The sequence below is a fragment of the Rhizobium leucaenae USDA 9039 genome, assembly GCF_000426285.1.
GTDB classification, from domain to species: Bacteria; Pseudomonadota; Alphaproteobacteria; order Rhizobiales; family Rhizobiaceae; genus Rhizobium; species Rhizobium leucaenae.
Map to the genome: position 1 here is coordinate 140927 of NZ_AUFB01000014.1, position 26802 is coordinate 167728.

33 protein-coding genes and 1 tRNA gene are annotated in these 26802 nt (G+C 57.2%); 33 read left to right on the plus strand and 1 reads right to left on the minus strand.

Going from position 1 to position 26802, the window contains the following annotated elements:
• Window positions 1-31: 31 nt before the first annotated feature.
• The 26 genes from K290_RS38425 (at window position 32) to K290_RS36425 (ending at window position 18013) form a co-directional block, all read left to right on the plus strand.
• Complete coding sequence (locus K290_RS38425) at window positions 32-250, plus strand: DUF6511 domain-containing protein (RefSeq protein ID WP_245276602.1); 219 nt, start codon at window positions 32-34, stop codon at window positions 248-250.
• Window positions 250-846: an HNH endonuclease gene (locus K290_RS36415; protein WP_081670378.1), complete on the plus strand. Its 597-nt coding sequence runs from the start codon at window positions 250-252 to the stop codon at window positions 844-846. Before K290_RS38425 ends, K290_RS36415 begins: the two co-directional genes overlap by 1 nt.
• On the plus strand, window positions 843-3179 hold the full coding sequence (locus K290_RS35910) for a bifunctional DNA primase/polymerase (protein WP_051264167.1): 2337 nt from the start codon (window positions 843-845) through the stop codon (window positions 3177-3179). The genes K290_RS36415 and K290_RS35910 overlap by 4 nt, the downstream gene beginning before the upstream one ends.
• A 282-nt stretch (window positions 3180-3461) precedes the next feature.
• Window positions 3462-4010, plus strand: coding sequence for a VRR-NUC domain-containing protein (locus tag K290_RS34700; RefSeq protein WP_051264168.1), 549 nt, complete (start codon window positions 3462-3464; stop codon window positions 4008-4010).
• A 160-nt stretch (window positions 4011-4170) separates the two neighbouring features.
• Window positions 4171-4335 carry a hypothetical protein gene (locus K290_RS37415; protein ID WP_154668643.1) on the plus strand — a complete coding sequence of 55 codons (165 nt, stop codon included), beginning with the start codon at window positions 4171-4173 and terminating at the stop codon, window positions 4333-4335.
• Between the two features lie 153 nt (window positions 4336-4488).
• Window positions 4489-5016 (plus strand): GIY-YIG nuclease family protein, encoded by a 528-nt coding sequence (locus K290_RS0121055; protein ID WP_028753703.1) that lies wholly within the window; start codon window positions 4489-4491, stop codon window positions 5014-5016.
• Between the two features lie 117 nt (window positions 5017-5133).
• A complete protein-coding gene (locus K290_RS0121065) occupies window positions 5134-5973 on the plus strand; it encodes a hypothetical protein (RefSeq protein WP_202595636.1) in 840 nt (279 codons plus the stop codon).
• A 337-nt stretch (window positions 5974-6310) separates the two neighbouring features.
• Window positions 6311-6384 (plus strand) — tRNA-Thr (locus K290_RS0121075).
• Window position 6385: 1 nt separating this feature from the next.
• Window positions 6386-6685 (plus strand): hypothetical protein, encoded by a 300-nt coding sequence (locus K290_RS38185; protein ID WP_028753706.1) that lies wholly within the window; start codon window positions 6386-6388, stop codon window positions 6683-6685.
• Window positions 6686-6882: 197 nt separating this feature from the next.
• Complete coding sequence (locus tag K290_RS35915; protein ID WP_028753707.1) at window positions 6883-7464, plus strand: hypothetical protein; 582 nt, start codon at window positions 6883-6885, stop codon at window positions 7462-7464.
• Complete coding sequence (locus K290_RS0121090; protein ID WP_028753708.1) at window positions 7451-7834, plus strand: hypothetical protein; 384 nt, start codon at window positions 7451-7453, stop codon at window positions 7832-7834. The genes K290_RS35915 and K290_RS0121090 overlap by 14 nt, the downstream gene beginning before the upstream one ends.
• Window positions 7794-9764, plus strand: a complete 1971-nt coding sequence (locus K290_RS0121095) for a terminase large subunit (RefSeq protein ID WP_028753709.1) — start codon at window positions 7794-7796, stop codon at window positions 9762-9764. The genes K290_RS0121090 and K290_RS0121095 overlap by 41 nt, the downstream gene beginning before the upstream one ends.
• 18 nt (window positions 9765-9782) lie before the next feature.
• Window positions 9783-11060 carry a phage portal protein gene (locus tag K290_RS34710; protein ID WP_037135891.1) on the plus strand — a complete coding sequence of 426 codons (1278 nt, stop codon included), beginning with the start codon at window positions 9783-9785 and terminating at the stop codon, window positions 11058-11060.
• On the plus strand, window positions 11057-11674 hold the full coding sequence (locus tag K290_RS34715; protein WP_037135893.1) for an HK97 family phage prohead protease: 618 nt from the start codon (window positions 11057-11059) through the stop codon (window positions 11672-11674). Before K290_RS34710 ends, K290_RS34715 begins: the two co-directional genes overlap by 4 nt.
• A gap of 74 nt (window positions 11675-11748) precedes the next feature.
• On the plus strand, window positions 11749-12999 hold the full coding sequence (locus tag K290_RS0121110) for a phage major capsid protein (RefSeq protein ID WP_028753710.1): 1251 nt from the start codon (window positions 11749-11751) through the stop codon (window positions 12997-12999).
• Window positions 13000-13119: 120 nt separating this feature from the next.
• Complete coding sequence (locus K290_RS34720; protein WP_037135895.1) at window positions 13120-14013, plus strand: NUMOD3 domain-containing DNA-binding protein; 894 nt, start codon at window positions 13120-13122, stop codon at window positions 14011-14013.
• A 9-nt stretch (window positions 14014-14022) separates the two neighbouring features.
• Window positions 14023-14193, plus strand: coding sequence for a hypothetical protein (locus K290_RS37420; protein ID WP_154668644.1), 171 nt, complete (start codon window positions 14023-14025; stop codon window positions 14191-14193).
• Entirely contained in the window at window positions 14190-14852 is a 663-nt protein-coding gene (locus K290_RS0121125) for a head-tail connector protein (RefSeq protein ID WP_028753711.1), read from the plus strand. The genes K290_RS37420 and K290_RS0121125 overlap by 4 nt, the downstream gene beginning before the upstream one ends.
• A 15-nt stretch (window positions 14853-14867) precedes the next feature.
• A complete protein-coding gene (locus K290_RS0121130) occupies window positions 14868-15077 on the plus strand; it encodes a hypothetical protein (protein ID WP_028753712.1) in 210 nt (69 codons plus the stop codon).
• 3 nt (window positions 15078-15080) lie between these two features.
• A complete protein-coding gene (locus K290_RS0121135; RefSeq protein ID WP_028753713.1) occupies window positions 15081-15485 on the plus strand; it encodes an FHA domain-containing protein in 405 nt (134 codons plus the stop codon).
• A 180-nt stretch (window positions 15486-15665) separates the two neighbouring features.
• A complete protein-coding gene (locus K290_RS0121140; RefSeq protein ID WP_028753714.1) occupies window positions 15666-16025 on the plus strand; it encodes a head-tail adaptor protein in 360 nt (119 codons plus the stop codon).
• The gene (locus K290_RS0121145) at window positions 16025-16525 is read left to right on the plus strand and encodes an HK97 gp10 family phage protein (RefSeq protein WP_028753715.1); all 501 of its coding nucleotides are present in this window, start codon (window positions 16025-16027) and stop codon (window positions 16523-16525) included. The genes K290_RS0121140 and K290_RS0121145 overlap by 1 nt, the downstream gene beginning before the upstream one ends.
• A 2-nt stretch (window positions 16526-16527) precedes the next feature.
• On the plus strand, window positions 16528-16938 hold the full coding sequence (locus K290_RS0121150; protein WP_028753716.1) for a DUF3168 domain-containing protein: 411 nt from the start codon (window positions 16528-16530) through the stop codon (window positions 16936-16938).
• Window positions 16939-17010: 72 nt separating this feature from the next.
• The gene (locus K290_RS0121155; protein ID WP_028753717.1) at window positions 17011-17445 is read left to right on the plus strand and encodes a phage tail tube protein; all 435 of its coding nucleotides are present in this window, start codon (window positions 17011-17013) and stop codon (window positions 17443-17445) included.
• Window positions 17446-17447: 2 nt separating this feature from the next.
• On the plus strand, window positions 17448-17810 hold the full coding sequence (locus K290_RS0121160; RefSeq protein WP_028753718.1) for a hypothetical protein: 363 nt from the start codon (window positions 17448-17450) through the stop codon (window positions 17808-17810).
• Window positions 17807-18013 carry a phage tail assembly chaperone gene (locus K290_RS36425; RefSeq protein WP_280750067.1) on the plus strand — a complete coding sequence of 69 codons (207 nt, stop codon included), beginning with the start codon at window positions 17807-17809 and terminating at the stop codon, window positions 18011-18013. The genes K290_RS0121160 and K290_RS36425 overlap by 4 nt, the downstream gene beginning before the upstream one ends.
• Window positions 18014-18018: 5 nt before the next feature.
• Here the strand turns inward: K290_RS36425 and K290_RS0121170 are convergent, their stop codons facing one another.
• Window positions 18019-18336: a hypothetical protein gene (locus K290_RS0121170; RefSeq protein WP_154668645.1), complete on the minus strand. Its 318-nt coding sequence runs from the start codon at window positions 18334-18336 to the stop codon at window positions 18019-18021.
• 55 nt (window positions 18337-18391) lie between these two features.
• Here K290_RS0121170 and K290_RS35920 point away from each other — a divergent pair, with 55 nt between their 5' ends.
• From K290_RS35920 to K290_RS0121205, 7 genes are all read left to right on the plus strand, one after another.
• Window positions 18392-21889, plus strand: coding sequence for a phage tail length tape measure family protein (locus K290_RS35920; RefSeq protein ID WP_028753720.1), 3498 nt, complete (start codon window positions 18392-18394; stop codon window positions 21887-21889).
• 104 nt (window positions 21890-21993) lie between these two features.
• Window positions 21994-22722: a hypothetical protein gene (locus K290_RS0121180; RefSeq protein WP_028753721.1), complete on the plus strand. Its 729-nt coding sequence runs from the start codon at window positions 21994-21996 to the stop codon at window positions 22720-22722.
• Window positions 22723-22738: 16 nt separating this feature from the next.
• Complete coding sequence (locus K290_RS0121185; RefSeq protein WP_028753722.1) at window positions 22739-23338, plus strand: hypothetical protein; 600 nt, start codon at window positions 22739-22741, stop codon at window positions 23336-23338.
• Window positions 23339-23359: 21 nt separating this feature from the next.
• Window positions 23360-23752 carry a DUF6950 family protein gene (locus K290_RS0121190; protein WP_028753723.1) on the plus strand — a complete coding sequence of 131 codons (393 nt, stop codon included), beginning with the start codon at window positions 23360-23362 and terminating at the stop codon, window positions 23750-23752.
• On the plus strand, window positions 23749-25977 hold the full coding sequence (locus K290_RS0121195; RefSeq protein ID WP_028753724.1) for a phage tail protein: 2229 nt from the start codon (window positions 23749-23751) through the stop codon (window positions 25975-25977). The genes K290_RS0121190 and K290_RS0121195 overlap by 4 nt, the downstream gene beginning before the upstream one ends.
• A gap of 37 nt (window positions 25978-26014) precedes the next feature.
• A complete protein-coding gene (locus tag K290_RS0121200) occupies window positions 26015-26479 on the plus strand; it encodes a hypothetical protein (RefSeq protein WP_028753725.1) in 465 nt (154 codons plus the stop codon).
• A 30-nt stretch (window positions 26480-26509) separates the two neighbouring features.
• Window positions 26510-26743 carry a DUF6429 family protein gene (locus tag K290_RS0121205; RefSeq protein ID WP_004129017.1) on the plus strand — a complete coding sequence of 78 codons (234 nt, stop codon included), beginning with the start codon at window positions 26510-26512 and terminating at the stop codon, window positions 26741-26743.
• Window positions 26744-26802 lie beyond the last annotated feature (59 nt).

Sequence of the window (26802 nt, forward strand, 5' to 3'; positions counted from 1 at the left end):
AGACCCGCAATATCTTTGCCGGAGGTGCATCGTGGCGATCGACGACTACAAGAAAATCCGCAGGCTCGACGACTATGAACTTGCCGCGCTGGAGGGCGGCGTTGATGCGGTAGGGGAATTCATCGCATCCAAAGGTAATCTGACCGACCTCTCACTCTACGACGAGCTCGACCAGCGCATGTTGGTCAAGGCGGCGTGGGAGGGGTGCGCGCGGGGATTGAGGGAGGCGCTGAAAAGCGCGCCATTTTGATGACGCGCGCAAAAGCAAAACCCAGAAAACGCGACCCGATATCCCAAGGCGTGCGTTTTGACGTGTTCCGACGCGACAACTTCACCTGCGTCTATTGCGGTCGAAGTTCACCGGAAGTCACGCTGCATTGCGACCATGTTGAGGCGCATTCGAAGGGTGGCAGTGATGACAAATCAAATCTCGTCACAGCATGCATCGACTGTAATTTAGGAAAGAGCACAAAGAGCGTGAACAAAATCCATGCAAATGCAGCGAGGTTGCCGGCGAATGTCGGAGGCCTCGTTGGCCTGTTTGGCCATAGGATCGACGATGGTGGTCACATCCACAATCAGTTCAGCGTCATCGGGATGGCAGACGGCGAAACCTGCATCATCCAACTGTATTCGTTTCTTGATGGTAGCGCGACAGTCGTTGAGATGGTGGATGTGAGCGAGATCCGCGGCAACGGCTATCGACTGTATGCAACCGAGCGCGCTTTCAAGATGGCGTATTGGGAGGAGAAAGAGAGGCGCGGTCTGCTGAGAAATAAGACGGCCGAAGAGGCTTACGAAATGAGTGAATGGGTAGAGGCACGTCTACGAGGAAAAGCAGCATGACCAAATCCCCCAAAGACCTGGCGCTCTCCTACATCGCCAACAACGTGCCGGTGTTTCCGTGCCGCGACGCTGACGAGGTGACGGACAGATACGACCCTGAAACCGGCGAGTTCGAGGTGCTGAAGGCCAAGACACCCCTCGTGAGCAATGGATTCAAAGGAGCCACGAAGCACGTACGCAACGTCAATATCCTTTGGGATCGCAACCCTACCGCAATGGTGGGCGCGCCGACTGGCGAACAAATGGGCGCATGGGTCTTGGATGTCGACGTCCACAAGGGCGAGGATGGCAACATCATCAATGGCTACGAGACCATAGCCGCGCTCGAGGCAAAATATGAGCCACTCCCACACACAGCCACAGCCAAGACTGCCGGCGGTGGCGAGCACCGGTATTTCAAATATATCCCCGGCGTGCGCAACCGTGGAAAGTTAGGTTTCGGCCTGGATATACGTGGAAGTGGCGGATACGTCATAATGCCCGGCAGCATCACGGCAGAAGGCAATGAGTATGTATGGGTAGACTATGACGGCGAAGGCATTCCGCCTGTTGCCGATGCGCCCGATTGGCTGCTTGAATTGGTACTGCCCCCGCCCGCAACCCACACCAACAGCAACTACGTCTACGAATCTGGCGCCAACGACGCATACGTCGATCGGGCAATTCAGCTTGAGCTTGAGGAAACGGCATCTGTGCCAATGGGTGCTGGCCGCAACAATCGGCTTTTCGCGGCGGCGGCGGCGCTTGGCGGATTTGTCGGGGCTGGAGCTCTAGCCGAATCGGAAGCGCGCGCAATGTTGCAGGACGTCGCTCGCGGATGGGGCAGGGACTGGGCCAAGTGCTGCAAGACGATCGATAACGGCCTTGAGGCAGGCATAAAGCAGCCGCGTGAAATACCGGAGCGTACCTTCAGGGATGACGGCACGCAGCCGATAGACACCACCCTAATGATGGCGACAACGAAAGCCAAGAAGGCAACCGCGCCGACAGTTGAGCACCCGGCACCACAGCACCCGGCCCACCCCGAAGAAGATGAACCGCCAGAATATAAACTCGAGGCCGTCGCAGATCTCGAAAGTTTGACTTACCCTGGCGGCTTGCTTGAAGACCTTATCGACTGGATCGTATCAAGTGCAGAGCAGCCGTCGCGCGCTCTCGCCATGGCTGCCGTACTGCCGTTGGTCGCCAGCCTATGTGGGCCGCGATATTCCACAGGATCTAGGGACACGCGCCCCAACATCTACACGGTCGCGCTGGCTGATTCTGGCTTCGGTAAGGAGCATGCGCGCAGTCAGATAAAGCGACTGCTGATGTCTGACCACGGCATTTTCGAAAACTACAGCGGGCCTGCTCGTATCATGTCGGCGTCGGCGCTGCGCGAAGTTCTTGAGGCAAACCAGTCGGTGAATTGCCAGATCGACGAATTCGGCGGCTTTGTGCGTGACATCACAGACCGCAAGGCAGGAAGCCACCAACGGGCTATATCGACCGACCTGCGAGACTACTATTCCGCGTCTTCGACGTTCTTCGAAGGCGCCGCATACCGCGGTAGCCCGCCTAAGCGCATCTATAATCCCAACCTCTGCGTTCACGGCACGTCAACGCCAGAGCAGTTCTGGTCGGCGCTGTCGTCGGCAAGCGCCGAGGACGGTCTATTGCCCCGCCTTATCCTGTTTCACGTCACCGGCAAAAAGCCGCCCGTCGTCGTGCCGGCGCAAGACGTCAGGCGTGTTCCACACACGCTGCTGATGCGAATGGCCGATGTCGCTGGTATCGACGTAGCCAAGAAGAGAGGCAACCTTAGAGGCTATAAGATCGAGACGACATCGGAGGAGATTAAGCCGACGGTCGTGCCGTGGAGCGAAGATGCAAAGGGCATTCTGCGCGCCGTCAAGGAGACGATCGAGGCCAAGGAATCTGCGGTGGCCGCCGAGTCGCAACCCTTTGTCAGGCGCATCATTGAGAATGCTATCAAGCTTGCCTTGATAGCGGCGGTCGGCACGGATCCGAAGCAGCCGGTCATAACTGAAGCCATTTTCGAATGGGCGGCCGCTGTAGCATGGACGTGCGCCGCGGCTATGCTTGCTGAAGTAGGCGAGCGCCTAGCCGATAACCAGCGCGAGGCGAACTATAAGAAGATTCAGGGGCTGATCAAAAAAGCCGGAGCGCTTGGCGTCACGGAAGGGCGCCTGCTGGATCGGTGCAAGGCAATCGAAGCCTGGCAGCGCGAGGATATCATCAAGGATCTGGTAAGCGGCGGGCGTGTCGTTGTGCCGGCGAACGACAATAAGAAGTCAGGGCCTAAGTCCAAGCGATACCTGTGGGTAGATTAGGCTGGCATGGGCGACGCGACAATCATCCATCCAAGCGTGAGAACTATCCATGGATAATTAAAAATTTCGGAGAATTATCCGGGATAATTCGAAAGCTTGGATGGATAATTAGGACGCCAAAAAATGTAATGAATACAAAGCCTTATATTCTATATATATACAATTATCCAATTATCCAACGCATTATATAGATACCTAAATATCTGTACTTATAGGGGGTCTATATAAGGGGCCTTTGAAAATTGGATAGTTCGCTTCACCACCCACCACACAGGAGACACCATGGCCCGCACCACACAGACCACCCGCCTTAACGGCAAGCGCGTCCGCATCGTAACGACGACCAGTGCGGCTGGAACGAGGGTAGCCGTGAAGGCGGCTCCGGTTCTCGAAATCGATCTGCAGATTGCCGCCGTCCGCGAGCTTAAGCGGATGGCCGAGTACGTCGCCAAGGCTGGAGACGTTCGCCACGGCACGTTCACGCTCGCCGCCGACCAGAATGGCTCCGGTTTCCGTGGCCGCAATGCTGCGGTGAGACTGAAGGCGGCAGGCATGGCAGCCGGCGAGCCAGACGTTCGCCTGTACTTCGCTGGTGGCGTCCTTCGCTGCATCGAGATGAAGGGCGCAGAAGGCAGCCTCACGGATAGCCAGGAGAAACGCTTTCCGTTGTTGCGCGCTTTGGGCTTTGAGATTGCTGTCGTCGAGTCTTCTACGCCTGAGGAAGCCGTGGAGCGTAGCGTCGCGCTGGTACGTGGTTGGCTCCATGCCACAGCCGTTCCTGCCAATGACAACCACGCTGCCACGACGTTGCCCGTCAGCGCGCGAGGATAGGGCGGGTGGCTCGTGATTGGGGTTTGGCAAATATTAGCCGCTGGTGGGCTTGTGTGGGGATTTGACAAATTTGTAGAAAGTCGCCAACAACGCTTGACAAATTTGTAGAATGCAGTAAAACCATAATTACCGAAACGCACCAAACTGAGGAGATGCAGTGATGATTAAGGCAACTTTCAAGACCGAAGAAGAAGCTAACAACGTCATGGTGCAGACAGGCCGCTGTTGGACCCTTAAGGGCGGCGAAGGCGAATTCTGGGCAAAGATGCACGTAGGCTACGGCTGGAAGGTTGTTGAAGAATCCGACATCGCTAAGCTCAGGTAATTTGCTTAAATCACCGGCACAAAATAGAAATCCTCTAAGACCCCACACCCCACCAAGGCCGCCACCGTGCGGCCTTTTCCCGTTCCGCCCTTGACAAATTTGTAACTTTACAGCAATATCTACGATACCAATCACCGCAGCCGAGGGGACGAAATGGCTAGACATGCCGACAACGACAATGAGATCCAGCAAAGATACGAGACAGGAGCCGGCAACGTCGAATGGGTTGTTCCGGCATTCGTTGATATGAGCAAGGCTGAAGTTGCCGCGCTCTCAAAGCCGCTTGTTGAGTTCTACGATATGGTCGTGGAGGCAACCGAAGTCGTGAACGTCTGCAAGACGCCAAAAGTCCAATGCGCCGTATATGTGATTTCCGACATCTACGGGCGAGAGGTGAAGATAGGCAAGGCAGCAAACCCGCCATATCGGCTAGCTCAGCTACAAACAGGGAACCCAAGAAAACTTTTCATCCACCGTGTTTTCTGGATGAGCCAAGCTGATGCGGACGAAGCCGAAAAGAATGCGCATACCGTAGCCGAGCGGCTGTACTCAAGGCTTGAAGGAGAATGGTTCCAGTGCTCGCCAAGCGATGCGCACACTGCCATTGAGGGCTCGCTTTTCTATAGCCACACCAGATACTGCGCCATGACGCCGCTGTCTGAGCTTTGGAGGGCAGCATAATGGCATTTAAGTGGGTCCAGTGCATGACGTGTTTCAACACCATGCACATTTCAAAATTCCCTCCAGAGATGAAGAAGAAGGCAGGACGGGTCGGTCACTGCATTTGCACAGAGTGCGTTGAAAAGGAAGGAAAGACCTTCAGTCGCCTACAAACACATGGCCACGAATTCGTGCAATTTATGGGGGACAGCATCAATGTCTAAGCCAGCCAAGACCGCAAACACCAAGCCCACCAGCAACAGCAGACGTACGATCGCCCTCTCTGGCGACGGCTCAAATCTTTCTTCCAGAATCTCCTATACGGCCCACGAGCGCGAAGGTGTGCACACCCAAAAAGTGCGACTTGCCAAGATGGCGAAGCGAGGCGCCGACTGGGACGGCACGGCAGCAAATGACAATATCGCTTGGCCGCTTGCAACAGCGCTTATCAAGGAAGGCAACGCTGATCTCCTGAAGTACGCGATGGTGTATCGGAAGATCTACGACGCTGCCAAGAGCGAGGCCATGCTTGGTGGAACTACTGTTGCGCTCGGCGAAGGTGTTTCGCTCGACCAGCGGCAATGGATCAAACCAAGTGGCGAAATCGCATACAAAGGCGTCCGTGTCGTTTCGAAGGAAACCAAGGAGACGCCGGCCAAGCGCAAGACGTCGACGGATAGCGAAAAGCCCGATAGCGGCTATTCGAACGTGCCGAAGATTTGGAACGGCGACCGGCCAGTAAATGACATGATCGACGCGCAACAGAAACTTCACAATCTGCAGCGACGACTAGGCCATCTGTGCGAGCCGTTTGAATTGGCATGCATCGACGGAAAGACGTTGGCGGAAGTTGGCAATGCATTCGGAGTCGCCAATCGAAGCGGCGCACAGGGAGCAGGTAGGGCGTTGGTTCACACGGCGCTTGTTACCCTGCGCGACTGCATCGGTGAAGTACGCCGACAAGACATCGCAGCCTAACGCATGCGCTGATTGGCGCACGGAGCGGTATTTATGAAGGGTTTGTTGAAAAGCAAACACACCGCTCTCGATGCGCCGATACCATTCAAGGCGATCGACCCGGCCTCGTGCCGGGTAACTATCCAAGAACACGAAGATGTTGCGGCCCAGTGATGGTATCCGCCTTTAGCCATGCCTCCAATAGATTGGCGGTAGTGCATGGACAGCATACCGTGAGTGTGTGCCAACCCACATTCACCATCTTCGTTACTCCATCGCCATGGCGCTGCCTCCTCCGGCGACTGGCGGTCGTGCGGCAGGTAGAGTGCACTATGCACTCCCTGCCGCTTTTGCATTTGCCGCCATGGCGTAACGGTAGCGTGTCTGGCTTGTATCCAGTTGGTTCGGGTTCAAATCCTGGTGGCGGCTCCATATGACAGATCATCGCAGCGAAGAAGCCGAACGCTATCGACGCCTTTATAAATCGGCACGTTGGCGCGCCATCAGGCATGCGCAGTTGTCCATTCAGCCATTGTGCGAGTGGTGCTTAGAGCGGGAAGAGATTACCGCAGCTAACGAAGTGCACCATCCGACACCACATAGAGGGTCGGAAGAGATCTTCTGGTCTGGTCCATTCGTCAGCACATGCACGCCATGCCACTCCTCGCGTGGCCAGTTAGAGGACAACGGCAAGACCGTGGTGCGCTATGGCGCGGATGGATGGCCGATCTAGTTCACAAATAACATGAAAATAAATCGATAAAGCGATGATTTTATTGAATTTGTTGTTGACATGATTCATCGGGGTGTGGTATGATGAAGGTTTTGGCCGGGGAGGGGCGGGTCGAATCTCTGCTACCGCGACGCCAAGGTACCGGCGGGGGCCATTCGTACACAATGCCACAATTCAAATCATGGGGGTAAAGTTGCATGCAGGGGAGAACTTGCACCCAGTGCGGTTGTTACAAAACGCGCGATGAATTCTACGCCAATAACAAAGGGCAGGGCGGAATATCCCCGTGGTGCAAAGAATGCACAAAAGCTGATGCCCGCGTTCGGCGGCAAAGAAATCTTAATAAGGCTCGCGAGTACGGGCGCGACTATTACGCGACCAACCGCAACAAGATTCTCGCGGCAGCAAACGACAACCTCTCCACCCCCCGCGGCAAGATCGACAATGCAATATCATGCGGCGTCGGCAGAGGAATTCGCAAGGGTTCAAAGAACGGTAGGCGCTCATTCGCGCTTGTCGGTTACACTCTTGAGCAACTTATGGCGCATCTTGAGGCTCAGTTTGAGCCGTGGATGACGTGGGATAATTACGGCTTCTATGGCTGGCATATCGACCACATCAAGCCTCTTGCTTCATTTAACTACGAGACGCCAGATGATCCTGAGTTCAAGAAGGCTTGGGCGTTGAGCAATTTGCGTCCTCTTGGCGCAGTGCAGAACTGGCGGAAAGGTTACACCGATATGCCGGAACTGTACGAGCAAGAGAATGCCGCGGCCTAGAACCCCAAGAGCGAAGGCTGCCGTCACCGGAGCCGACAAAAAGAACAAGGGTCGCTTCGATATACGCAACGAACCGACCGTCATCGAGACTGTCGGAGAGCCGTTTGAATGGCTAAGTGAACACGCGCAACAGGCATGGCGCGAAATTGCATCTGAGGTGCCTTGGCTCAATTGGAGCCACCGCGGGCACCTGGCGATCGCCGCTAATATTCGCGGCAGGATGATGAAGGGCGACGACGTTGGCGTGCAAGCCATGAACCTTCTACGTCAGTGCTACGGGCAAATGGGCGCGACGCCGGCTGATGCTTCGAAGGCGGGAGCGAAACCAGATGGCGAAAAGACGGATCCGGCCGACGAGTTCTTCGACTAGCGTTTCGGCTGGCGTTGAACTTCCGGCCCACTTCAATCCACCGTATCCGACTGGTCCTGTAGACGAATATGCAGAAGCAGTAATCAAGGGCGACATCGTCGCTGGCCCGCATGTGCGCAACGCCTGCCGTCGCCATCGTGACGATCGCAAGAATGGCCCGGCGCGAGGAGTGCATTGGGATCCAGAAGCTGCTGGCCGTGTTCTGCGCTTCTTCCCGGCTGTGCTTCGCCTAAACGGCGGCCAGTTCGAAAGTAGGCCTTTCAACCCGCATATTTCGCAGCAGTTCAAGATTGGCTCTATCTTCGGATGGAAGCGCGTTGAATCGGACGGCGCAATCCTGCGACGCTTTCGACGCGCGTATATCGAAGAGGGCAAAGGCAACGGCAAGTCGCCGCTGGCTGCAGGCATCGGGCATTACTGCTTAACGTCTGACGGCGAGGCGGCGGCTGAAATCTATGCGGCCGCAGCCAACAAGGATCAGGCTTTCGTTCTGTTCCGCGATGCCGTGGCTATGTACGAGCAGTCGCCGTCGCTCAAGTCGAAGCTGACGCCATCTGGCGGCAACCCGGTTTGGAATCTTTCGTACCTCAAGAAGCGATCTTTCTTCCGGCCGATCTCGCGTGAAGGTGCCCATAGCGGCCCGCGTCCGTATATCGCGCTCTGCGACGAAATCCACGAGCATCCAGATGGCAAAGTCATCGAGATGCTGGAGCGCGGTTTTAAGTTCCGTCGCCAGCCGCTCCTGTTCATGATCACGAACAGCGGCTCGGATAGGAATTCAATCTGCTGGGATGAGCACCAGCACGCAGTTAAGGTTGCCGCCGGCACGCAGACGCCAGACGATGATTTTACCTATGTTGGTGAAGTCGTCGACGACACGACGTTTTCGTATGTTTGCGCGCTCGACAAAGACGACGATCCTTTTACGGATCCGACTTGCTGGCAGAAGGCAAACCCGCTTTTCGGCGTGACGCTCAAGCACGATTATCTTGCTGGCGTCGTCAACCAGGCGAAGGACATTCCTTCGAAGCGCAACGGCATTCTGCGGTTGCACTTTTGCGTCTGGACTGAGGCCGACACGGCATGGATACCGCGGCCGATCCTTGAAAAAGTGATGGTCGACTTCGACCCGTATGTCGAGCACAAGGGCAAGAAGATCACCGCGGCCGGCCTCGATTTGTCCGGCGCGAAGGATTTGACGGCCGCTGCATTCGCGATTGAAACCGGCACCAAGCGCGTGGAGCGCGAGGACGGAACGGAAGCGGAGTTGCCCACCTACGATCTTTGGATTGAGGCTTGGACGCCGCGCGACACGATGGATGAGCGGTCTAAACAAGACAACGTGCCCTATCGGCTGTGGAACGAGACGTTCCACCCCGGAACGACGCAGCCATATATCCATGCTCCCGAAGGCCAGCGCATTCGATATGACCATGTGGCAGCATTGTTTGCTCGCCTGAATACCGAGCACGGCATCAACGTTCTGGCGTTCGACCGCTATGCATTCGACAAGTTCGAACAAGAGCTCGACGAATACGGTGTCGATATCAAGACCGTAGCGCACCCGCAGGGCGGCAAGAAACGTGCAAAGCCAGACGAAGAGAAGGTGCAGGCGGCGAAAGACGCCGGCCTTGAGCCTCCTCTAGGGCTTTGGATGCCTGGCAGCGTTGCTTCTTTGGAAACGCTTATCCTCGAAGAGCGGATTCGGTTGCGTAAGTCGCCAGTTCTGCTTGGCGCGCTAATGGGCGTATCGATCGAAACTGATCCTCTTATGGGCAACCAGTGGTTTTCGAAGAAGAAGTCAACGGTGAGGATAGATCCTGCTGTCGCGAGCGCGATGGCCGTTGGCGCCGCGGTTGATGGTTTCGTCGAGATCAAACCTGCGGCGAGCCCTTGGGAAGATCCGGAATTTCAGATTGCCGTCGTATGACGGCGGCAAGGTGTTTTAATGTGGCCTTTTGACAAGAAGACGGAAACGCGCGCCAGCTTGGAAAATCCAAGCGTGCCGCTATCCGACGTCGGCGCGTGGCGCTCGATGTTCGAGACGTGGAACGCGGCCAGCGGCGTACCTGTGACAGTCGAGACCGCTCTTGGCGTTCCTGCAGTCTGGTGCGCCGTCAACTTTCTCGCCGGCACGCTGGCGTCATTGCCGCTAGAGCTCTTCGTGAAGAACGAGGCCGGCAGGGAAGCTGCGGAAGCAAACCCGCTTTACGCCATTCTGCAGGACGCCCCCAACCCGGAATGGACGTCGTTTGCCTGGCGCAAATACTCCATGGTCAATATTCTGACCTTGGGGCGCGCATTCACTTTCATCGAGCGGAACAAAGCGGGCAGGGTGACTAACCTTTGGCCGCTGAATCCCTTGCTGGTGACGGTTGAGCGGCGCGGCGGCAGGAAGTTTTACATCTACGACGAAGGCGCGCGCAAAATAGAATACGCGGCGTCGGAAATCATCGATGTGCCGTTCATGCTTGAACCTGACGGCCTGTGTCATGTCGCACCAATACAGCGACTAGCCAAGGCGGTTGGTCTTGCGATAGCGCTTGAATCCTACGCTGAGAAGCTGTTTTTGAATGGCGGCGTGCCGCCTCTGGCGTTGTATGGGCCTGTGGGCTCGCCGGCAGCCGCATCGAGGGCCGCCTCTGACGTAACCAAGGCCATTCGAGACGCTAATGCGGAGCGCCGAAACGTCCTGATCATGCCAGCAGGGCACGAACTTAAGCCGGTTGGTATCGATCCTGACAAGTCTCAGATGATTGATGCGAGGCGTTACCAGATCGAGGAAGTGGCGCGGATTTTTAATCTTCCGCCAGCGTTTCTGCAAGATTTGACGCATGGAACTTTCAGCAATGTCGAGCAACAAGATCTAAACTTCACCAAGCATACACTAATGCAATGGCTCGTTGCTTGGGAGCAGGAACTAAATCTTAAGCTATTCACCGCCCGCAATACGAAGAACTTCGTGTCTTTCAACCAAGATTCATTGCTTCGCGGCGATTTTGTCGCCCGCATGACTGGTTATGCGACTGCCGTTCAGAACGCTATTTTGAAGCCTGATGAGATACGTGGGCTTGAAAATTGGCCAGCAGAGGGTGGTGAGGCAGACAAGTTATACATCCAAGGCGCCACGGTCCCTCTAGGGATGCAGAACATGTCTGCGACGAAGCCTGCCGACGCCAAGCCCGCCAACGACAACAACAAGACCGACGAGGCGAACGCCGCATGACAAGCGTTGAAAAACGAACTGCGCATAAGATCGAACTGCGCGCAAATGAGAGCGGCGGCACCACTTTAGAGGGTTACGCGGCCGTTTTCAATTCTCCGACTGGGATTGGTGACTATTTCGTTGAGCAGATCGCGCCTGGCGCATTTGCTGATACGATCAAGGGCGACGTCCGGTGCCTGTTCAATCATCAGAGCGGAAACGTGCTCGGACGCACTAAAAGCGGCACGCTGCGTCTGTCTGAAGATGCACATGGGCTGCGATTTGAGGTCGATATTCCTAACACAACTCTCGGCAATGACGTTAGAACGCTTGTCGAGCGCGGAGATATCAGCGGATGTTCGTTTGACTTCCTGGCTGTAAAGCAGACGTGGGATGACACTGGAGACATGCCAAGCCGCACGCTTCAGAAGGTGGAAATCAACGAAATTTCGATCGTAACGTTTCCAGCCTACACCGACACCACTGTAGCCGTTCGCTCGCTCGATGAATGGCGCTCCGCCAACGCGCCCACGCCAGAAATTACCGATCCGGCGGCAGCGCCGGTAATAAGAGCCGACGCCATTAAGGCGCGGCTCAAGATGGACCTTGACATAAAGGTCCGCAGCACGCGCTGACCAGGCGCTGTCACCCACCAAAACCACCACAAACAAAGCCTCGCCGCGCGGGGCTTTTTGCATTGGAGACTGCATTGTCTAAAATTACCGAACTGCGCGAAAAGCAGTTGAAGCTTGTTGCAGATGCCCGCGCCCTTCGCGACGAAATCAACGACAGCACCACGGAAGCCCGCGTTGCTGAAATTGACGCCGCTCATGATAAGGCCATGGCAGAATATGACCGCGTCGGCGCCACCATCGCCCGCGAAGAGGCCCTTGAGGCCCGCGAAGCTGAACTGAATTCCATCGAGGGTGACCGTCGCCCGCTCGGCGAAACCCGCCAGGCCAAGGTTGTGAAGGCTGACGAGCGCCCGCTCGACGAACGGCGTGCCGAAGCCTTCAACGGCTATCTGCGTCACGGTCTTGAGGGCCTTTCGCCTGAGCAGCGCCAGATTGTTCGCGAACTTCGCGCCGGCCCGCAGGCCACCGCTCCTGGCGCCGACGGCGGCTACCTCGTTCCGCAGGGCTTCATGGCAGAGCTCGTCAAGAGCCTGAAGGCTTGGGGTCCGATGCTTGATCCGGGTGTTACCCGCGTCCTGAATACGGCTACCGGCAATACCATTCCGTGGCCGACCATGGACGACACGTCGAATACCGGCGCGCTCATTGCGGAAAACACGCAGGTCGCCCTCGCTGAAATGGCTTTCGGCACCAAGACCCTTGAGGCGTACAAGTACACCTCTGGCGTCGTTCTGGTTTCGAGCGAACTTCTGCAAGACGCTGTTCTCGACGTAGAGGCGATCGTTCGCGATGCCATGGCTGAGCGTATCGGCCGCATCGCCAACACCCACCTGACCACGGGAGACGGCTCGTCCAAGCCGCACGGCATTATCGCCGCTGCCGGCGCCGGCTTTACTGCCGGCAGTGCGACTGCGATCAGTTTTGACGATTTGATTGAGACCTATCACAGCGTTGACCCTGCCTATCGCTCCGATCCGTCTTGCCGCTTCATGTTCAATGACTCCACGCTGAAGGCGTTGAGAAAATTGAAAAATGGTGAGGGCGAATATATCTGGCAGCCGGCCAACGTTACTACCGGCCAGCCTGACACCATTCTGAATATGCCGTACTCGGTCAACCAGGCAGTTGCTTCCATTGCAACCGGCGCCAAGACGATCGCATTCGGCGCGTTCAATCGCTACGTTGTCCGCAAGGTCAACGAATTCTCGATCAAGCGCCTCGTCGAGCGTTACGCCGACTTCGACCAGACCGGCTTCATCGGCTTCACCCGTTTTGACGGTGAACTTTTGGACCAGAACGCGGTTAAGGTTCTGTCCCATCCGTAAGTTGCATATAGGCGGGTAGCTGCCTATATGCCCATTGTTCGGCTAGGGTCTGCAGCCCGAAGAGCGTCTGTCCAGGCGCCTGCCGAACACCACAACTGGACGCAGGATTGGACACCTTGCATGCGTAATGTTGATAGCGGCCCGCCGGCTGCTGACAATGACAATGACTATTTACGTTTTTATGTTTACGCTTGGCTCTATCCAGATGGTAGGCCATTCTACGTTGGCAAAGGATGCGGAAGGCGCGATGTCTTTCCTAAGACCAACGTCATATTCAAGCGCATAGTCGCAAAAATACGCGAAGAAGGCAAAGAGCCGCGCATCGTGCGATGGCAAGAAGGCCTGCGCGAAAGTGACGCCTTTAGCCTAGAGATGGCATACATCAAGCTTTTTGGGCGGCGCGATAACGGCACTGGTGTGTTGGCAAACCTTACAGACGGCGGCGAAGGCATGAGCGGCCATTCTCCCAGTAAGGAAACCCGCAAAAAGATGGGCGCGTGGCAGATAGGCAAATCAGTCAGTGCCGTGTCGCGCGCTAAGATTAGCGCCGCCAACAGTGGGCGGAAACCAGGAGATGATACTCGCCTAAAAATGAGTTCTGCCAAATTAGGTAGGAAGCACAGCGTTGAATCTAGGGAAAAGATACGAGTCTCTCATCTAGGAAAGCGCTTTAGTGAAGATCACCGAGCCAATCTAAGCGAGGCCAAGAAAAATCCTAGCGCCGAAACGCGCGCAAAGATTGGCGCAGCCCACCGCGGCAAGAGTTTGAGCGCAGAGCACCTATCTGCGATTACGAACATGAAACTGATTGAGATGCCCAAGGGTGATTTCAAGGGCGTAAATCTTGACAAAGACCGCGGAAAATATCTTGCCAGGATAAAATTAGACGGAAAGCAAATAAACTTAGGTAGGTTCACCACCCCAGAGGCGGCCGCGCGCGTCTATGACAAAGCCGCTTTCGCGGCTTGGGGCGCCGAATGCTACCTCAACTTTCCCAATGAAATATCCACATAGGAGGTGCCTTTGCGTATTCGACTGCTTACGGCGCTTTCTGGCGTCATGAGGCATTACAAAGCCGGCAAGGTCGTGGAGTGGGATGATGCTGACGCATTGCGCTTGATTGAGCGCGGCTTGGCTGTTGCTGAAGACGTGATCGAAGAGACCGCTAAGCCGGCGCGGAGGGCCAAGAAATGACCGATTGGTCAAGGCTTACCCTTCTGGATGGTCCAGCAACCGCACCGATCGATCTGGATGCGGCCAAGCGACATCTCCGGATCTACCACGACGACGAAGACGAGCACATTCAGCTATTGCTTGATGCAGTGACGGCCTTTGTAGAGGGTCCGAACGGTATTGGGTTGGCGTTGACGCCGCAGAAGTGGCGCCTATCGCTGGACAGCTTTTATTCGCGCAATCTGATCAACGGTTTCAGCCCCGCTTACGGCTACGGCGCCGCGTATCTCGACGTTGGCGCCATCTATAGTGCGATTTCGATTCCGCTTGGACCTACGACATCGGTTGAGCAAGTTTCGTACACCGACGACACTGGCGCCATGCATATCGTTCCGGCAGACCAATACGTCGTTGACATCGAATCGACGCCAGCAAGAATTTCGCCGCTCTATGGCGGCATGTGGCCGATAACGATCAACTATCTAGGCGCCGTGAAGGTCGACTTTACCGCCGGCTTCGCATCCACGCCGGCCGATCTGAAGGCTGCGCTTCTGCTTCTTCTCGGCCATTGGTTTGAGAACCGCGAAAACGTTGTCGCTGGAGAGCGCGCCGTTGCTGTCGAGGTTCCGTTTACCGTGGAAACCATTCTCAACAAGTATCGCGTCGGCAGGTTCGCGTGACGCAAGGAGGCAAGTATGCCCGTAGGTGATTATTCGGCCAATGTCCATTTCAACGGCCCTGATGAACTCGTAGTTGATGCCGGCGGCAAGCTGACGGTTAAGGCTGGCTCGACTGTTACCGGCCTCGATGCCGCGGCACAGAATGCAATCAAGATTAAGTCGCAGATTGCCGCCCTGACTGCTGCTTCTACCGCGGCTGATATTGTCGCCGCACTGAAGGCTTAATAGATGACGGATATTGTTGTAGTACCAGCAAACGTCGTGGCCGGCACCAATGCCACGCGCGATATCGGCACGGCAGGCGAAACCATAGTCGCAGGCAAGGCCATCTTCCTGAACGCGGCCACCAATCGGTGGATGCTCTCTGACAACAACGGCACTGGCACGCGTCAGGTCAACGGCATTGCCCTCAACGGTGCATCGCTGAACCAGCCCGTTTCTATCCTGAAGTCTGGCGACATCACGATCGGCGGGACGCTCACCCCCGGCGCAGCTCTGTATTTGTCGGCAACGGCGGGCGGCATCTGCCCTGTTGCTGACCTTGCAACCGGCATGGACACAATCCTGATCGGTCTCGCCAAGAGCGCCACTGTGCTTGCCGTTGATATCCAAGACAGCGGTGTGACGCTCTAAAATGTGGGTACGGTTCGCGGCCCGCTTCAACTGGCACGCAACACCAGCCGTCACAATCGTTTTCAAACCGGACGGCGGCCCGCTCAAGGATGGCCGCTATCTGGTTACGCATGAATGTGTGAGGGCGGCCGGCTCCGTTGCTGTGCTGTGTGAGCGGCCGGAAGGTTTGGGGAGGCTGAAATGGCGCCGATAAGACCAGGCATCCCAAGACTCCGCGAGAAGCTACACTTTCAAGTGCGCGCGCTCGTCGACGATGGATTCGGAAACGAAGTCTCTGGCGATTTCGCCACCCAATTCACAGCCGCAGCAGAGCTCATTCCGTTGACTGGATCCGAGCCCGTGATTGCGGCCCGCCTTACTGGCGTGCAGCCGTACATCATTCGCGTTCGCAGCCACGTCGCCGCAAGGGCGGTCGCCACGGCGTGGCGGGCAGTTGATGCGCGCAATCCATCGCGACTCTTCAACATCACGTCAGCGGCCAATATCGACGAAAAGAATGCGTACATCGATATGATGGCCACGCAGGGAGTTGCGACGTAATGGCGTTGAAAGCCAAAATCCTTGGCCGTGAAGCGCTGACTGCGAAGCTTGATCAGTTGGCTCCAGCCGCCACCAAATATGCCAATGCCGCAAAGTTAGCGGTCGCCGAAGAGGCGGCTGAGAAGATGCGCGACGCCGCACCACGGGGCGCCACGCTGGAATATGCGGAAAGTATTGCGGGTGATCTGCTCAAGAATCACCCCGACGCCAAGCAGGTAGGCATCACGCCAACAAAAGACCCAGATGCAGCGGGGATTTTCGCTGAGTGGATCTGGAATTTCTTGGAATTTGGGACTGCGCCGCACAATACGGCGCCAGGTGGCGGAACTGCTTTAGGGCAGGCAACACACACGGCTGGCGGCGGGACGCAACACCCCGGCACGCAGGCTCAAGCACATATCTTTCCGACGTGGCGATCCTACAAAAAGACCGCCAAGCAGAAAATTCAGGCCGCCATCCGTAAGGGTGTGCGCGAGGCTATGAATAAGACCGGAGCGTAAGCATGGCCAGTCCAGATCTAGAGCTTCAGGCCGCCATGGTCGCGCGCCTTAAGGCTGATGCCACGCTAACTACGCTAGTTCAGGGCCGCGTATACGACCAGCCGCCCGATCCTGCGGCATTTCCATACGTTACACTCGGGGAGGCGCAGTTCATCCGCGACGATGCAACATGCATCTCGGCAGGCGCCGTTTATCTCACGCTCCATGCGTGGTCGCGCGCAGTCGGATTTCCCGAAGCGAAGCGCGTGGCTGATGCCGTGGCGGAGTCGCTTCATCTAGCGCCACTAACCTTGGCGACCAACAGATTGATTTCCATAAATCACCGCCAGAACCGCGCCTTTCGCGATCCGGACGGACTCACATCGCACGTGGTCATCGAGCTGGTGGCCTACGTCGAGAAGCCGACTGCTTAGCGCGGGCGGCAAGCCCCACCAAGGGCAAACAAGCGCAACCGCGCTAACCACCACCACATCTAGGAGACTAATATGGCACAAGTCGGCCAGGTTCTTGGCAGAACGCTGCTTATCAAAATTGGCGATGGCGCCGATCCGGAAACTTTTTCCAATCTGTGCGGTCTGAAGACCCGCAGTTTCGACATGTCGACCAACGAAATCGACACCACGATCCCGTCGTGCACGAATCCCGGCGACGTAGTCCAGAAGACTAGCCGACCGGGCATTGCAAGCCGCACCTTTACGGGTTCTGGCGCATACGTTGCAGGCGCCAACGCGTCGGCATTCATGACGCACGTGACCAACGCCACTGCCTTCAATGCGCAGGTTGTTGTACCCGGCCTCGGCACATTCTCTGGTCCATTCTTCGTTACGAGCTTTAACTTCTCGGGCGATGTCGAGCCGAACATGGATTTCAGCGCCACATTCACGGCCGCCGACGTCCTGACGTTCGTTGCTGAGGCGTAATCATGGCTAAAGAGGAGAAGAAAGTGGTCGCTTTCAAGCATACCGTCAACGAGGCGCGCGGCGAAGTGCGCCTCGTCATTGACGACGTAGAGCTCGTAATTGCGGCAACATTGGGCGGCCTGTCTGCTGTTTCCAGCCGCCTACAGTGCAAGTCGCTGAATGACCTGTTCACACGTCTTTCCGGCGTCGAAGTCTCCGCGACTGAGGCCGCCATAGCGCTGCTCACAGTCAAGGGCGACGCGATAGAGGCTTTGGCCAAGCTGAAGCTAAAACACTTCCTGGCGTGCGCCTCTGCGTTCACGGCGGCTCTTTCGCACCACTTCGACGGTGACGAGGGAAACGATCTGGCCGCTCCGGCGGCATAGAGCCTGAAGAAGCGTTCCCATGGCGTCAATGGATGAAAACAGGGATCGGCGGCTTAGGCTGGCGTCCCGTTGACTTTTGGGACGCCACGCTGACGGAATTCTTCATCGCAATCAAGGGCCATAACGAGGCGCAAGGCGGCGAGGAAGAGACGGCAGGCCCATCACAAGGCGAAATGGCCGCGATTATTGCGAAATATGGTTAGGCCGCCTACTGCGCGCAGTCCGACAAGTTCTGGTCCATCAGCAGATTATTGTACTCGGTGTTGAAGCCAAACGGCTTGAAACCAGTGTAGGCGCCGAACGAGTTTTTGAGGTTCACTTCGCCGCACACCAGTTCCGGTCGGCTTTTGGCGAACCTCAAATCAATAAATTGTGCTGAAAGCGGGTCTTTCGCTTCAGATGTCAGCGCCGAGAACATGGCCTTGGTCACCTTCTCGTCGATGGCCTTCCCAGACGCATCAACGATCTGTTGAGCGTGCGCGGTGCCGGCAATCAGCGCCGCAATCAAAATCATACCCGTTTTCATCAGACCCTCGGAGAGCCCGCCTAGCGCGGGCTTTTCTATTATAGGATGAGTTTATATGGCTGATCAAGACGACCTGATTATTTCGATCAGCACAGACTTAACGACCGTCAAGCGCGCCCTTACCAAGCTGGTCGGCGACGTCGGCACGGCGTCGGATCAAATATCGAAGAAATTCGATAGCGCCGGCAAGAACATGGATCGATCGATGACGACTGCGCTGCAGTCTCGCATCGACGCCATGGTCGGGATTGGCGCAAAGGCCACTAACGAATGGAACGGCGCGCTTGCCGATCAAGGCAAGCAGCTTGACGCGCTCCGCGCCAAGTACAATCCGCTGTTCTCGACTATCAATCAGTACAAATCGAACTTGGCAGACCTGAAGCGCGCTTACGCGATCGGCGCCATTAGTTCGGCAGAATTCACCGCGGCACAGTCGCGCGAACGGCAGGCAACCCTCGCAAGTATTGCCGCAATCAAGGGGCGCAATGCTGCCGTTGAGCAGGCGGGACGGCCTGGGCAAAATGAGCGGTCTGCCAGGCCGTGGCAAACGGCTAATATTACGGCGCAATTTCAGGATACATTTGTATCCGCATTGGGTGGCCAAAAACCATTAACGGTAGGCTTCCAGCAAGGTATGCAGCTTGCTGATTCACTGCAAACGTTCGGTGGCGGCAAGGATGCGATAAAGGGGATCGCCGCCGGGTTCGCCTCGCTGGTTAGCCCGGTTCAGTTAGTAACTGTCGGCTTGGTTGCCGGCGCCGCCGCGCTTATTCAATATTTCCAGTCGTCCACCAAAACGCTCAAGACGATGGACGACGCGCTAAAGGCGCACACTGACAGCGTTGATCTGCTGAAAGAAGCATATCACCAGCTCGGCGATGAAATTAAGGTTTCGCTGAGCCTTGGTGGCAATAGCGGCGTTGATGCGATTCTTCGTACCAACGAAGTCGTTATGCGCGCCGTTGCGCGCCAGCAGACTGATAAGTTTTCGTCTACGCTGACTGGCAACAACACTTGGGCGTCGACTCTTACCGGCAATACCGGCACGTCGATCAAGAGCCTGATGAAGTTGCCTGGCGATCAGGCGCAGTTCCAGCCTGCCGTTGATGCACTCTTGCAGAGCGCCCGCAATGGTGCGCCGGACCTCGACACGTTCAACAAGAGCGTCGACAAGACGCTGCAAATTCTATCTGGATCTTCGGACAACCCGCAAGCCCTTCAGGCAACCGCCGACGCTGTAAAGGCGCTTGGCGAAAATGCCCTAACCGTCAGCAGCACCATCAAGGTTCTTGGCGAGGACGGCAAGGAAACAAGCCAGTCTCTCGCGCCGTTCCAGGCTGCAATTGACCGGTTGAAAGTTGGCATCGCCGACGGCCACCCTGATCTATCTCAGTTCAATACTGACATCGAGCAGATTGGCAAAAGCAGCGGCCTTGGGAGAGTAGCAGACCAAGTTATTATCCTTGGCCGTGAACTGCTTAACCTGAATATTCAGTTGAAGGAACTGGACGCTCGCAAGGCGTTGTTGTTCAACAATGTTGGGCCAAACGGCCAACTGCTGTCGCAAGGCAAGACGAACACCGACGATATGGGCGACTATGCCGCGTTTCAGACGCAGCAGCGCATCGCCGCATCTAGGGCCAACCAAGCGCTCGCGGCGCAGCAAGCGGGCATCAACGCCCGATCGCCATTCGAACGCGCCAACGCGGCACGTCAGGCGGCTGCTGCGCAATATAACAACGATGAAACACCGGATGCGCGAAAGCAGAGAATTCAGCAAGCCGGTATGCTTGTTGAAATCCAAATTCAACATGACCTAACTGAGGCGCAGCGCGATCGAGCGGTAGCACTCAACAAGACGGTCGAAGACCAAAAGCTTGAAGTATCGCTGATCGGCAAGACGGCCGGCGAGACAGCCGCGCTTCGGAAAGAATACGAGCTCACAAGCCAGCTTCGGATTGATGCCGCGAAGAACGGCACGCAGGTCGACCAAAAAGAACTCGACCTGATCAAGCAGAAGTCGCAGGAGCTCGGCCAGCTTACAGACGCCTACAACAAGGCGAACCTGAAAAAGGATCTGTCTTTCGAGAGAGATCAGTTATTCAGGACTCCACAAGAGCAGCAAGTCGCGTCTCGCCTTCAGGGCGCAGGGCAGGCGGTAGACCTTAATTCGCCAGAAGCGAAGAGTATCAGGCAAAATCTGCAGATTGCAGAGATGCAGGATACGGTGAATGGCTTCTTCACGAGCATTCGCGATAACGTCGTCAACAATGGCGGCGATATCGGTAAGGCGCTCGGCGATGCTATCAAGACTTCGCTGCTTAACGCACTCACCAAGGCGAGCGACGCCGCTATCCAGCGGCTGACAAACTCGCTGGTGAATGCATTCCTGCCTAGCGGTAATGCCGCTGGCGGGGCGGGGGCGGGGATAGGCGTAGCTGGCGCTGCGGCTGTTGCTAAGGTGTTCGGTGGTTCGTCTAGTGCGGCACCCGTCGGCGCAGTGACGCGTGCACCGTTGCCAGATATTGCCGCAACAACCAACGTTGCGTCCTACATCGCTAAGGCAGCAGCAGCGCGGGGCATAGATCCAAATACCGCGCTTGCCGTAGCGAAGTCCGAGGGCGGCCTATCCTCTTGGAATATGCAGTCCGGCGTCTTCAAGAACGGCGTTCAGGAGCCAAGCTTTGGGCCGTTCCAGCTTTATAAGGGCGGCGGTCTCGGCAACGAGTTCCAGAAGCAGACCGGCCTAGACCCTGCGCTTGCGCAGAACGGGCCGGCGGGCGTTGATTTCGCGCTCGACCACGCCGCCAAGAACGGCTGGGGGGCTTGGTACGGCGCCAAAAATACCGGCATCAGCAATTGGCAGGGGATTGGCACGGGCGGCGCTAATAGTTCAGTTGATGCCGTCAATAACATGGCTAAGGCAGCCGACGCGGCAACAAAGAACCTTGATGGGTTCGGCGGTGGCCTGGGAAAACTTGGATCTAGCCTTAGCAGCATAAGCCTCTCACCCAATAGCGGTAGCGCGGTAGGCCAATACAGCGGTCTTTGGGGCGGCATCGGAAAACTGTTTGGCGGCATCTCTCCGACAAGCCCGCTTTGGGCGCCAAACAGCACTCTTGGCGATGTCATCGGTCTAGCCGACGGCGGCCACGTCTCTGGCCCCGGTTCAGGCACAAGCGATAGCGTTCCTGCATGGCTTTCCAACGGCGAGTTTGTCGTCAACGCCAACGCCACCAAGAAGCACCGCGCGCTGTTGGAGAACATCAACGGCGGCGGCAAGGGCGCTCACTTTGCCTCGGGCGGCCTCGTCACACCTGCATTGGTATCCGCGCCGCGTGCGCCTTCGTTGCGTTCAACCATGGCGGCTAGTGGCTCTGGTGGTGGCGAACCGGGCGTCCTGAACGTGCACATCAACGGCGCGAACGGCGATGACCATGTGCGGTCGCTGGTGAAGCAAGGCGTCTCTGAGGGCCTTGGCCAGTACAACGATTCGCAAGTCCGCGGCGGGTTCGGCAGCAACCAAAACAAGTGGAATGCGAGGAAGAGTTGAGGGGTGCGGCGATTCCACTTTGGGTTTCGCGCTCGCAACGGCCGCACCGCTCACCTTCTATCTAGCGTTTCCGCTGACGAAATACAACCGCCCGGAGCAATATTTTGGCCAATTATACAAGCCTTCCGACGCTGGCCGCAAACTTCTTGGGGCCAGCGAAGACCACGTTTGACGTCGCCGGCTCAAGTATTGACGGCGGGCGAAACGGTACCGGCGAAAGCCAGACTATCGAAATGAGTGGCGGCGGCCTTGTCACCGCCACTTACGAAGACTGCAAAATTGTCCAGCCTGAACAATACGAATACGTCAATTGGCTCGGTGCCCGCTTTAACGGCGGTTTCCGCTTTCTGAATGTCCCGATCATCACCGATTGGTTTGGACCGTTCCCGAAAGTGGCCAACATCCCGACGCCAATCATGCGGCCAATCCCGCACTCGGACGGATCGTTGTTTTCGGATGGCGCAGGATACAGCCAGGCAACCGTCTGGGGCGAGATCACCGAAGCGGCTAGCCTGAATGCCGGCATCGTCTCGATGCGCGTCTACGGGCTTGCTAGGCCGCTGCGCTGGTCTGATTGGTTTTCGATTTACCACCCGACGAAGGGCTGGCGAGCCTACCGCTATTGGGACGTTCTCGGCGTCACCGACGAAGAGAACCCAGTCTATACGCTCGCACTCGCGCCGCCCCTTCGTGAGGCGGTGACCGTCGGTACGCGCGTTGAATTCGCTCGCCCTCGCTTCGTCGCCAAGTTCCGCGGTGACTTCACCCTTCCATCGGTCGTCGAGGCGTTCTTCGTGACGCAGCAGACCATTCAGTTTTCGGAGGCGTTCTAGCCCCGGCGGAGAGCGCATGGACTGGATTCCACCCAACATTATCGAGGCGATGCGCGGCAGCCATCAACTCGGCATCTTCCTACGTGTCGACACCGACCCGGCATTGCATCTCTGGTTTGGCGTCAACGACATCCCGGCTGGCTTTGATAGCATCGATCCGGACGGCACGGTCTATCTCGGAGGCGGCAGGCTTATCGGCGTGCCAACGCTCGAGGTGCTGGTAAACGGCACGGCCGATAGCGTCGACTTCACCGTTTCAGGCGTCGACGCAACAACTGGCGCCAAGATGCTCGACAGCATTCCAGCCGTTCGCGGTGCGACCGTGCAAATGGGCCTGACGACACTCGACGACTATTTTCAGCCGATGGGCGCCGTTGTGCCGATCTGGGCAGGAACGGCGTCACACGTCAGCGAATCTGGCGAGGCAGCGCAAGGCGAGAATTCGCCAACGCTAACGCTTTCCCTATCCGTCGTAACCGGAGAGTCAACGCGCTCGCGACCCGCACGCGTGCTGTGGTCCGACGCCATGCAGAAGTCTTTGTCACCGACCGATGACTTCTGCAAGCAAGTCCAACGCCTCGCTCGAGGCGTGCAGCCGGTCTGGCCGAATTACTAATCATTTCCGCTGAGGGGCTTCATGACATTGCACGAATTCAAGGCGCTCCCGCACCGCTTTCGGTGGGGCGGGGTAGGCGGCGACGACTGCACGACATTCTGCGCCTCGTGGATTTCCGAGCAGGTTGGGATCGACCCGGCTGAACGGCTGCGGGGGACATACCGCACGGAAGAGGGCGCGCACGCGCTGCTAGATGCGGCGGGCGGCCTCGTTCCGTTCATGGCTGGCCATCTGGAGCCTCTGGGGTTCGTTCGCGCCGACACGCCAGCCGACGGCGACGTCGGCGCTATCCGCATACCGGACGGGCACGAGGTCGGCGCCATTCGATTTGGCCCGCTTTGGTTGGTGCTCACGCCCGCCGGCGTCGTCGGCAAGAAATCAGATTTTATCGCTTCTTGGAGGCTGTCTAGGTGAAAAATGACCGCTTCTACGACCATGCCTACAGCCTACCGTTTCAGCGTCAAGTCTGGGAAGCGACACTCAAGAATACCACGACGCATTATCCCATAGCGCGCCGCGACCCGATCTTCACGCCGATTTTTACCGCCGTTTTCACGCAGCTAGGCGTCACAGGCACGATTTTCGGTGTGTCAGCAGCCGCAACGCTCGGCAGCTTGACGACAGCGATTGTCACCACGGCAATCTCTATCGGCATTCAAATGGCGCTCGCGCCGAAGCCGCCGAAGCCCGAAGACGGCAAGGTGCCAAAATCACAAGGTGTGCCTTACCGCATTTGGACGGTCGGCCGCCTGCGGTTGGCCGGTTCTTACATGCTTTGGGAGGCAAGCGGCAAGAACCTTTTCGCGGTTCAGGCCATCGCCGGCCATCGCATCAAATCGGTCAACCGCTATTGGCTTCACGACGATGAAGTCGAGATCGATGCCAACGGCTTCACGACCAACGACGACGGCGGCCGATACGGCAACAACGTCAGAATTCAATCGCGCATCGGCGCGCCGACCGAGACAGCTTACGCGCCGCTCGTAGCCGAACTAGGCGCGTCCGGCATCTGGACCAATAATCACCGCGGCGACGGACAGACGTCCGTCATGATGATTGCGGAAAGCACCGAAGCCAAGAACCAGCAGAAGCGATTCCCATTCGGGCCGCCGTCTCTCTCGGTTGAGGTTGATGGCGCTCTCTGTTGGGATTATCGCGACCTGGCCCAAGACCCGAACAACCCCGCGACATGGGGCTGGACGCGCAATAGCGCGCTAATTCTTGCCTGGCACGAATGCTTCAACGAATTCGGGTCTCGCCGCGACTATCGCAAAGCCATTCTTCCCGTTCTCGACATGTGGATCGAGGAAGCGGACATCTGCGACGAAGACGTGCCGTTGGCCGGCGGAGGCACAGAAAAGCGCTACCAGTGCAACGGCTGGGATACGACGGAGAACAGCCCAAAGGTTGGCACAAACGCAATTCTGGCGACCTGTGACGGCTGGATGGCGGAACGTGGCGACGGGGCGTTATTGCTCACGGTCGGCAAGTTTCGCGAGACGCGCGTCGGCACGCTGACGGACGCCGATATCATCGGCCACCAGATACAATACGACGTGCTTTTCGAGGACGAGTGTAACCGCCTCATTCCGAAATTCACCTATCCCGCGACCGACTACTCAACGTGCGATACGGACTTTTTCGAAGATACAGCGGCGCAACTTTCGGCTGGCCGTGTTCTTGCGCAAGAGGGGGATTACGGATGGTGCCATCAGTGGCGGCAGGCTCGCCGTCTTGGCAAGCGAGACTGGCTGCGCATTCAACAGAAAGTAAAAGGCTCGATTGACGTTCGGCTGTCCGGCATCAATGCCATTTACAGCCGATGGATACGCCTAGACACGCCTATTCGACTGCCTCGCCTAAACGGCAAGCTGATTGAAAATCGTCGTGCGCTGCTCTCCCTGATGAAGGGCGGCTTTAGCATGGAAATCAACCAGCATCCCGAAAACATCGAAGACTGGAATCCATCCGTCGACGAGGGGATGCAGCCGCCGGTTCCGGCTTCGCCTGATCCGGATGCCATACCGACGCCAGTAATAAATCTGATTCAGGCGCAGGCAAACAACGGCTCCGTCTTTATCCGCGTGATCATCATCGATCCTGTGGACGACAGCCTGACGCCAGCCGTGCGCTATCGCGTGCAGGACATCGGGGCGGGCGTTGCGGGCGCGTGGGTTACGCAGACGTTCGATGATGCGCCGCCGTCTGGCGGCTTCATCAGCATGAACACCAACGCCGTGCCGGTTGACGTCACGCTTGACGTCGAGGCCGCATTCATCGGCTCCAACGACAGCTACGGCGAATGGTCACCGATCGAAAGCCTTGTTTCAACTGCCGATCCGACGCCGCCTGGCGTGGTGACCGGTGCGAGCGCAACGGGTGGCGCGGGCCAAGCGACGTACAATTGGACGGCGCCGAACTCGCCCAACTATGGCGCGGCGCGGCTGTATTGGAACACGGTCAACAACTTCTCGACAGCAACAGCTGTCAGCCCGACGGAGCTTGGTGCCCCCGGCTTGCCGGATAGCCATGTCGTGACCGGCCTTAGCGCTGGCGTCAAGTTTGGCTGGATCGTTGCGCTTAATCGCTCCGGTATTGGGGCGGCTGCCGTGGCGACCGGCTCATTCACAGTTACCTAGCGCCCGCTTTGAGCGGGCTTTTTCTTAGGAAAATTATATGACGTTCTCACCAAACGCCGCGACGGTGTACGCCGACGGTCCTTTTTCTGATCCGTATGAGCCTCAGAAGCCGGAAATCCGCGCCCTTCTTACTCAATACGAAAACGCAATTGACGCCTACTCGTCGGGTGCCGGCTCCATTGCCAAGTCGACTCGCGCGCTGCTGTTCGCCGATCTGGCGCACGATGCAGATGTTACTGCGTGGGTCTATGCGGATCCAACCGTGGCCTTTAACGGCATCTACCGGAAGAGCGGCTCCTCTGGCGCTGGCTCGTGGTCCCTCATCCTGCCGCTGCCCTATTCGTTCATCATAGCCAGCGACGTAGGTGCTGGTACGCCGAACGCCATTCAGGCGACGACAAGCATTCCGGTCAGCTCTGCGGCGCTTGTTTGGCTGACGCTCGCCGATACAAACACCGGCAGCCCTGTGACTATCGTACGCATTCGGCGAGTACCGCATTAATTTCGTATTTGCACGTGATAAGCTCTCGCAATGGATATCGACGAAGACAAGATCGACGATGCGGTGCTGGCGCTGTTGTGGCTGACGCTGCATGACGGGTATCGAGCCTGGAAGGGTTTGGACTGGGAGACGACGGATCGTTTGTTCAAGAAGGGGCTGATCGCCGATCCGGTGAACAAGTCGAAGTCGTTGATCTTAACGGATGAAGGCCTGCAACGGTCAGAGGAGCTGTTTCGGGAACTGTTTACGCGGCCGCCGCAATAGGTGCCGCCTTTTCGGCCTTCCAAGCCCACGGCAACAACTCGTCGATCCTGTTTGCCGGG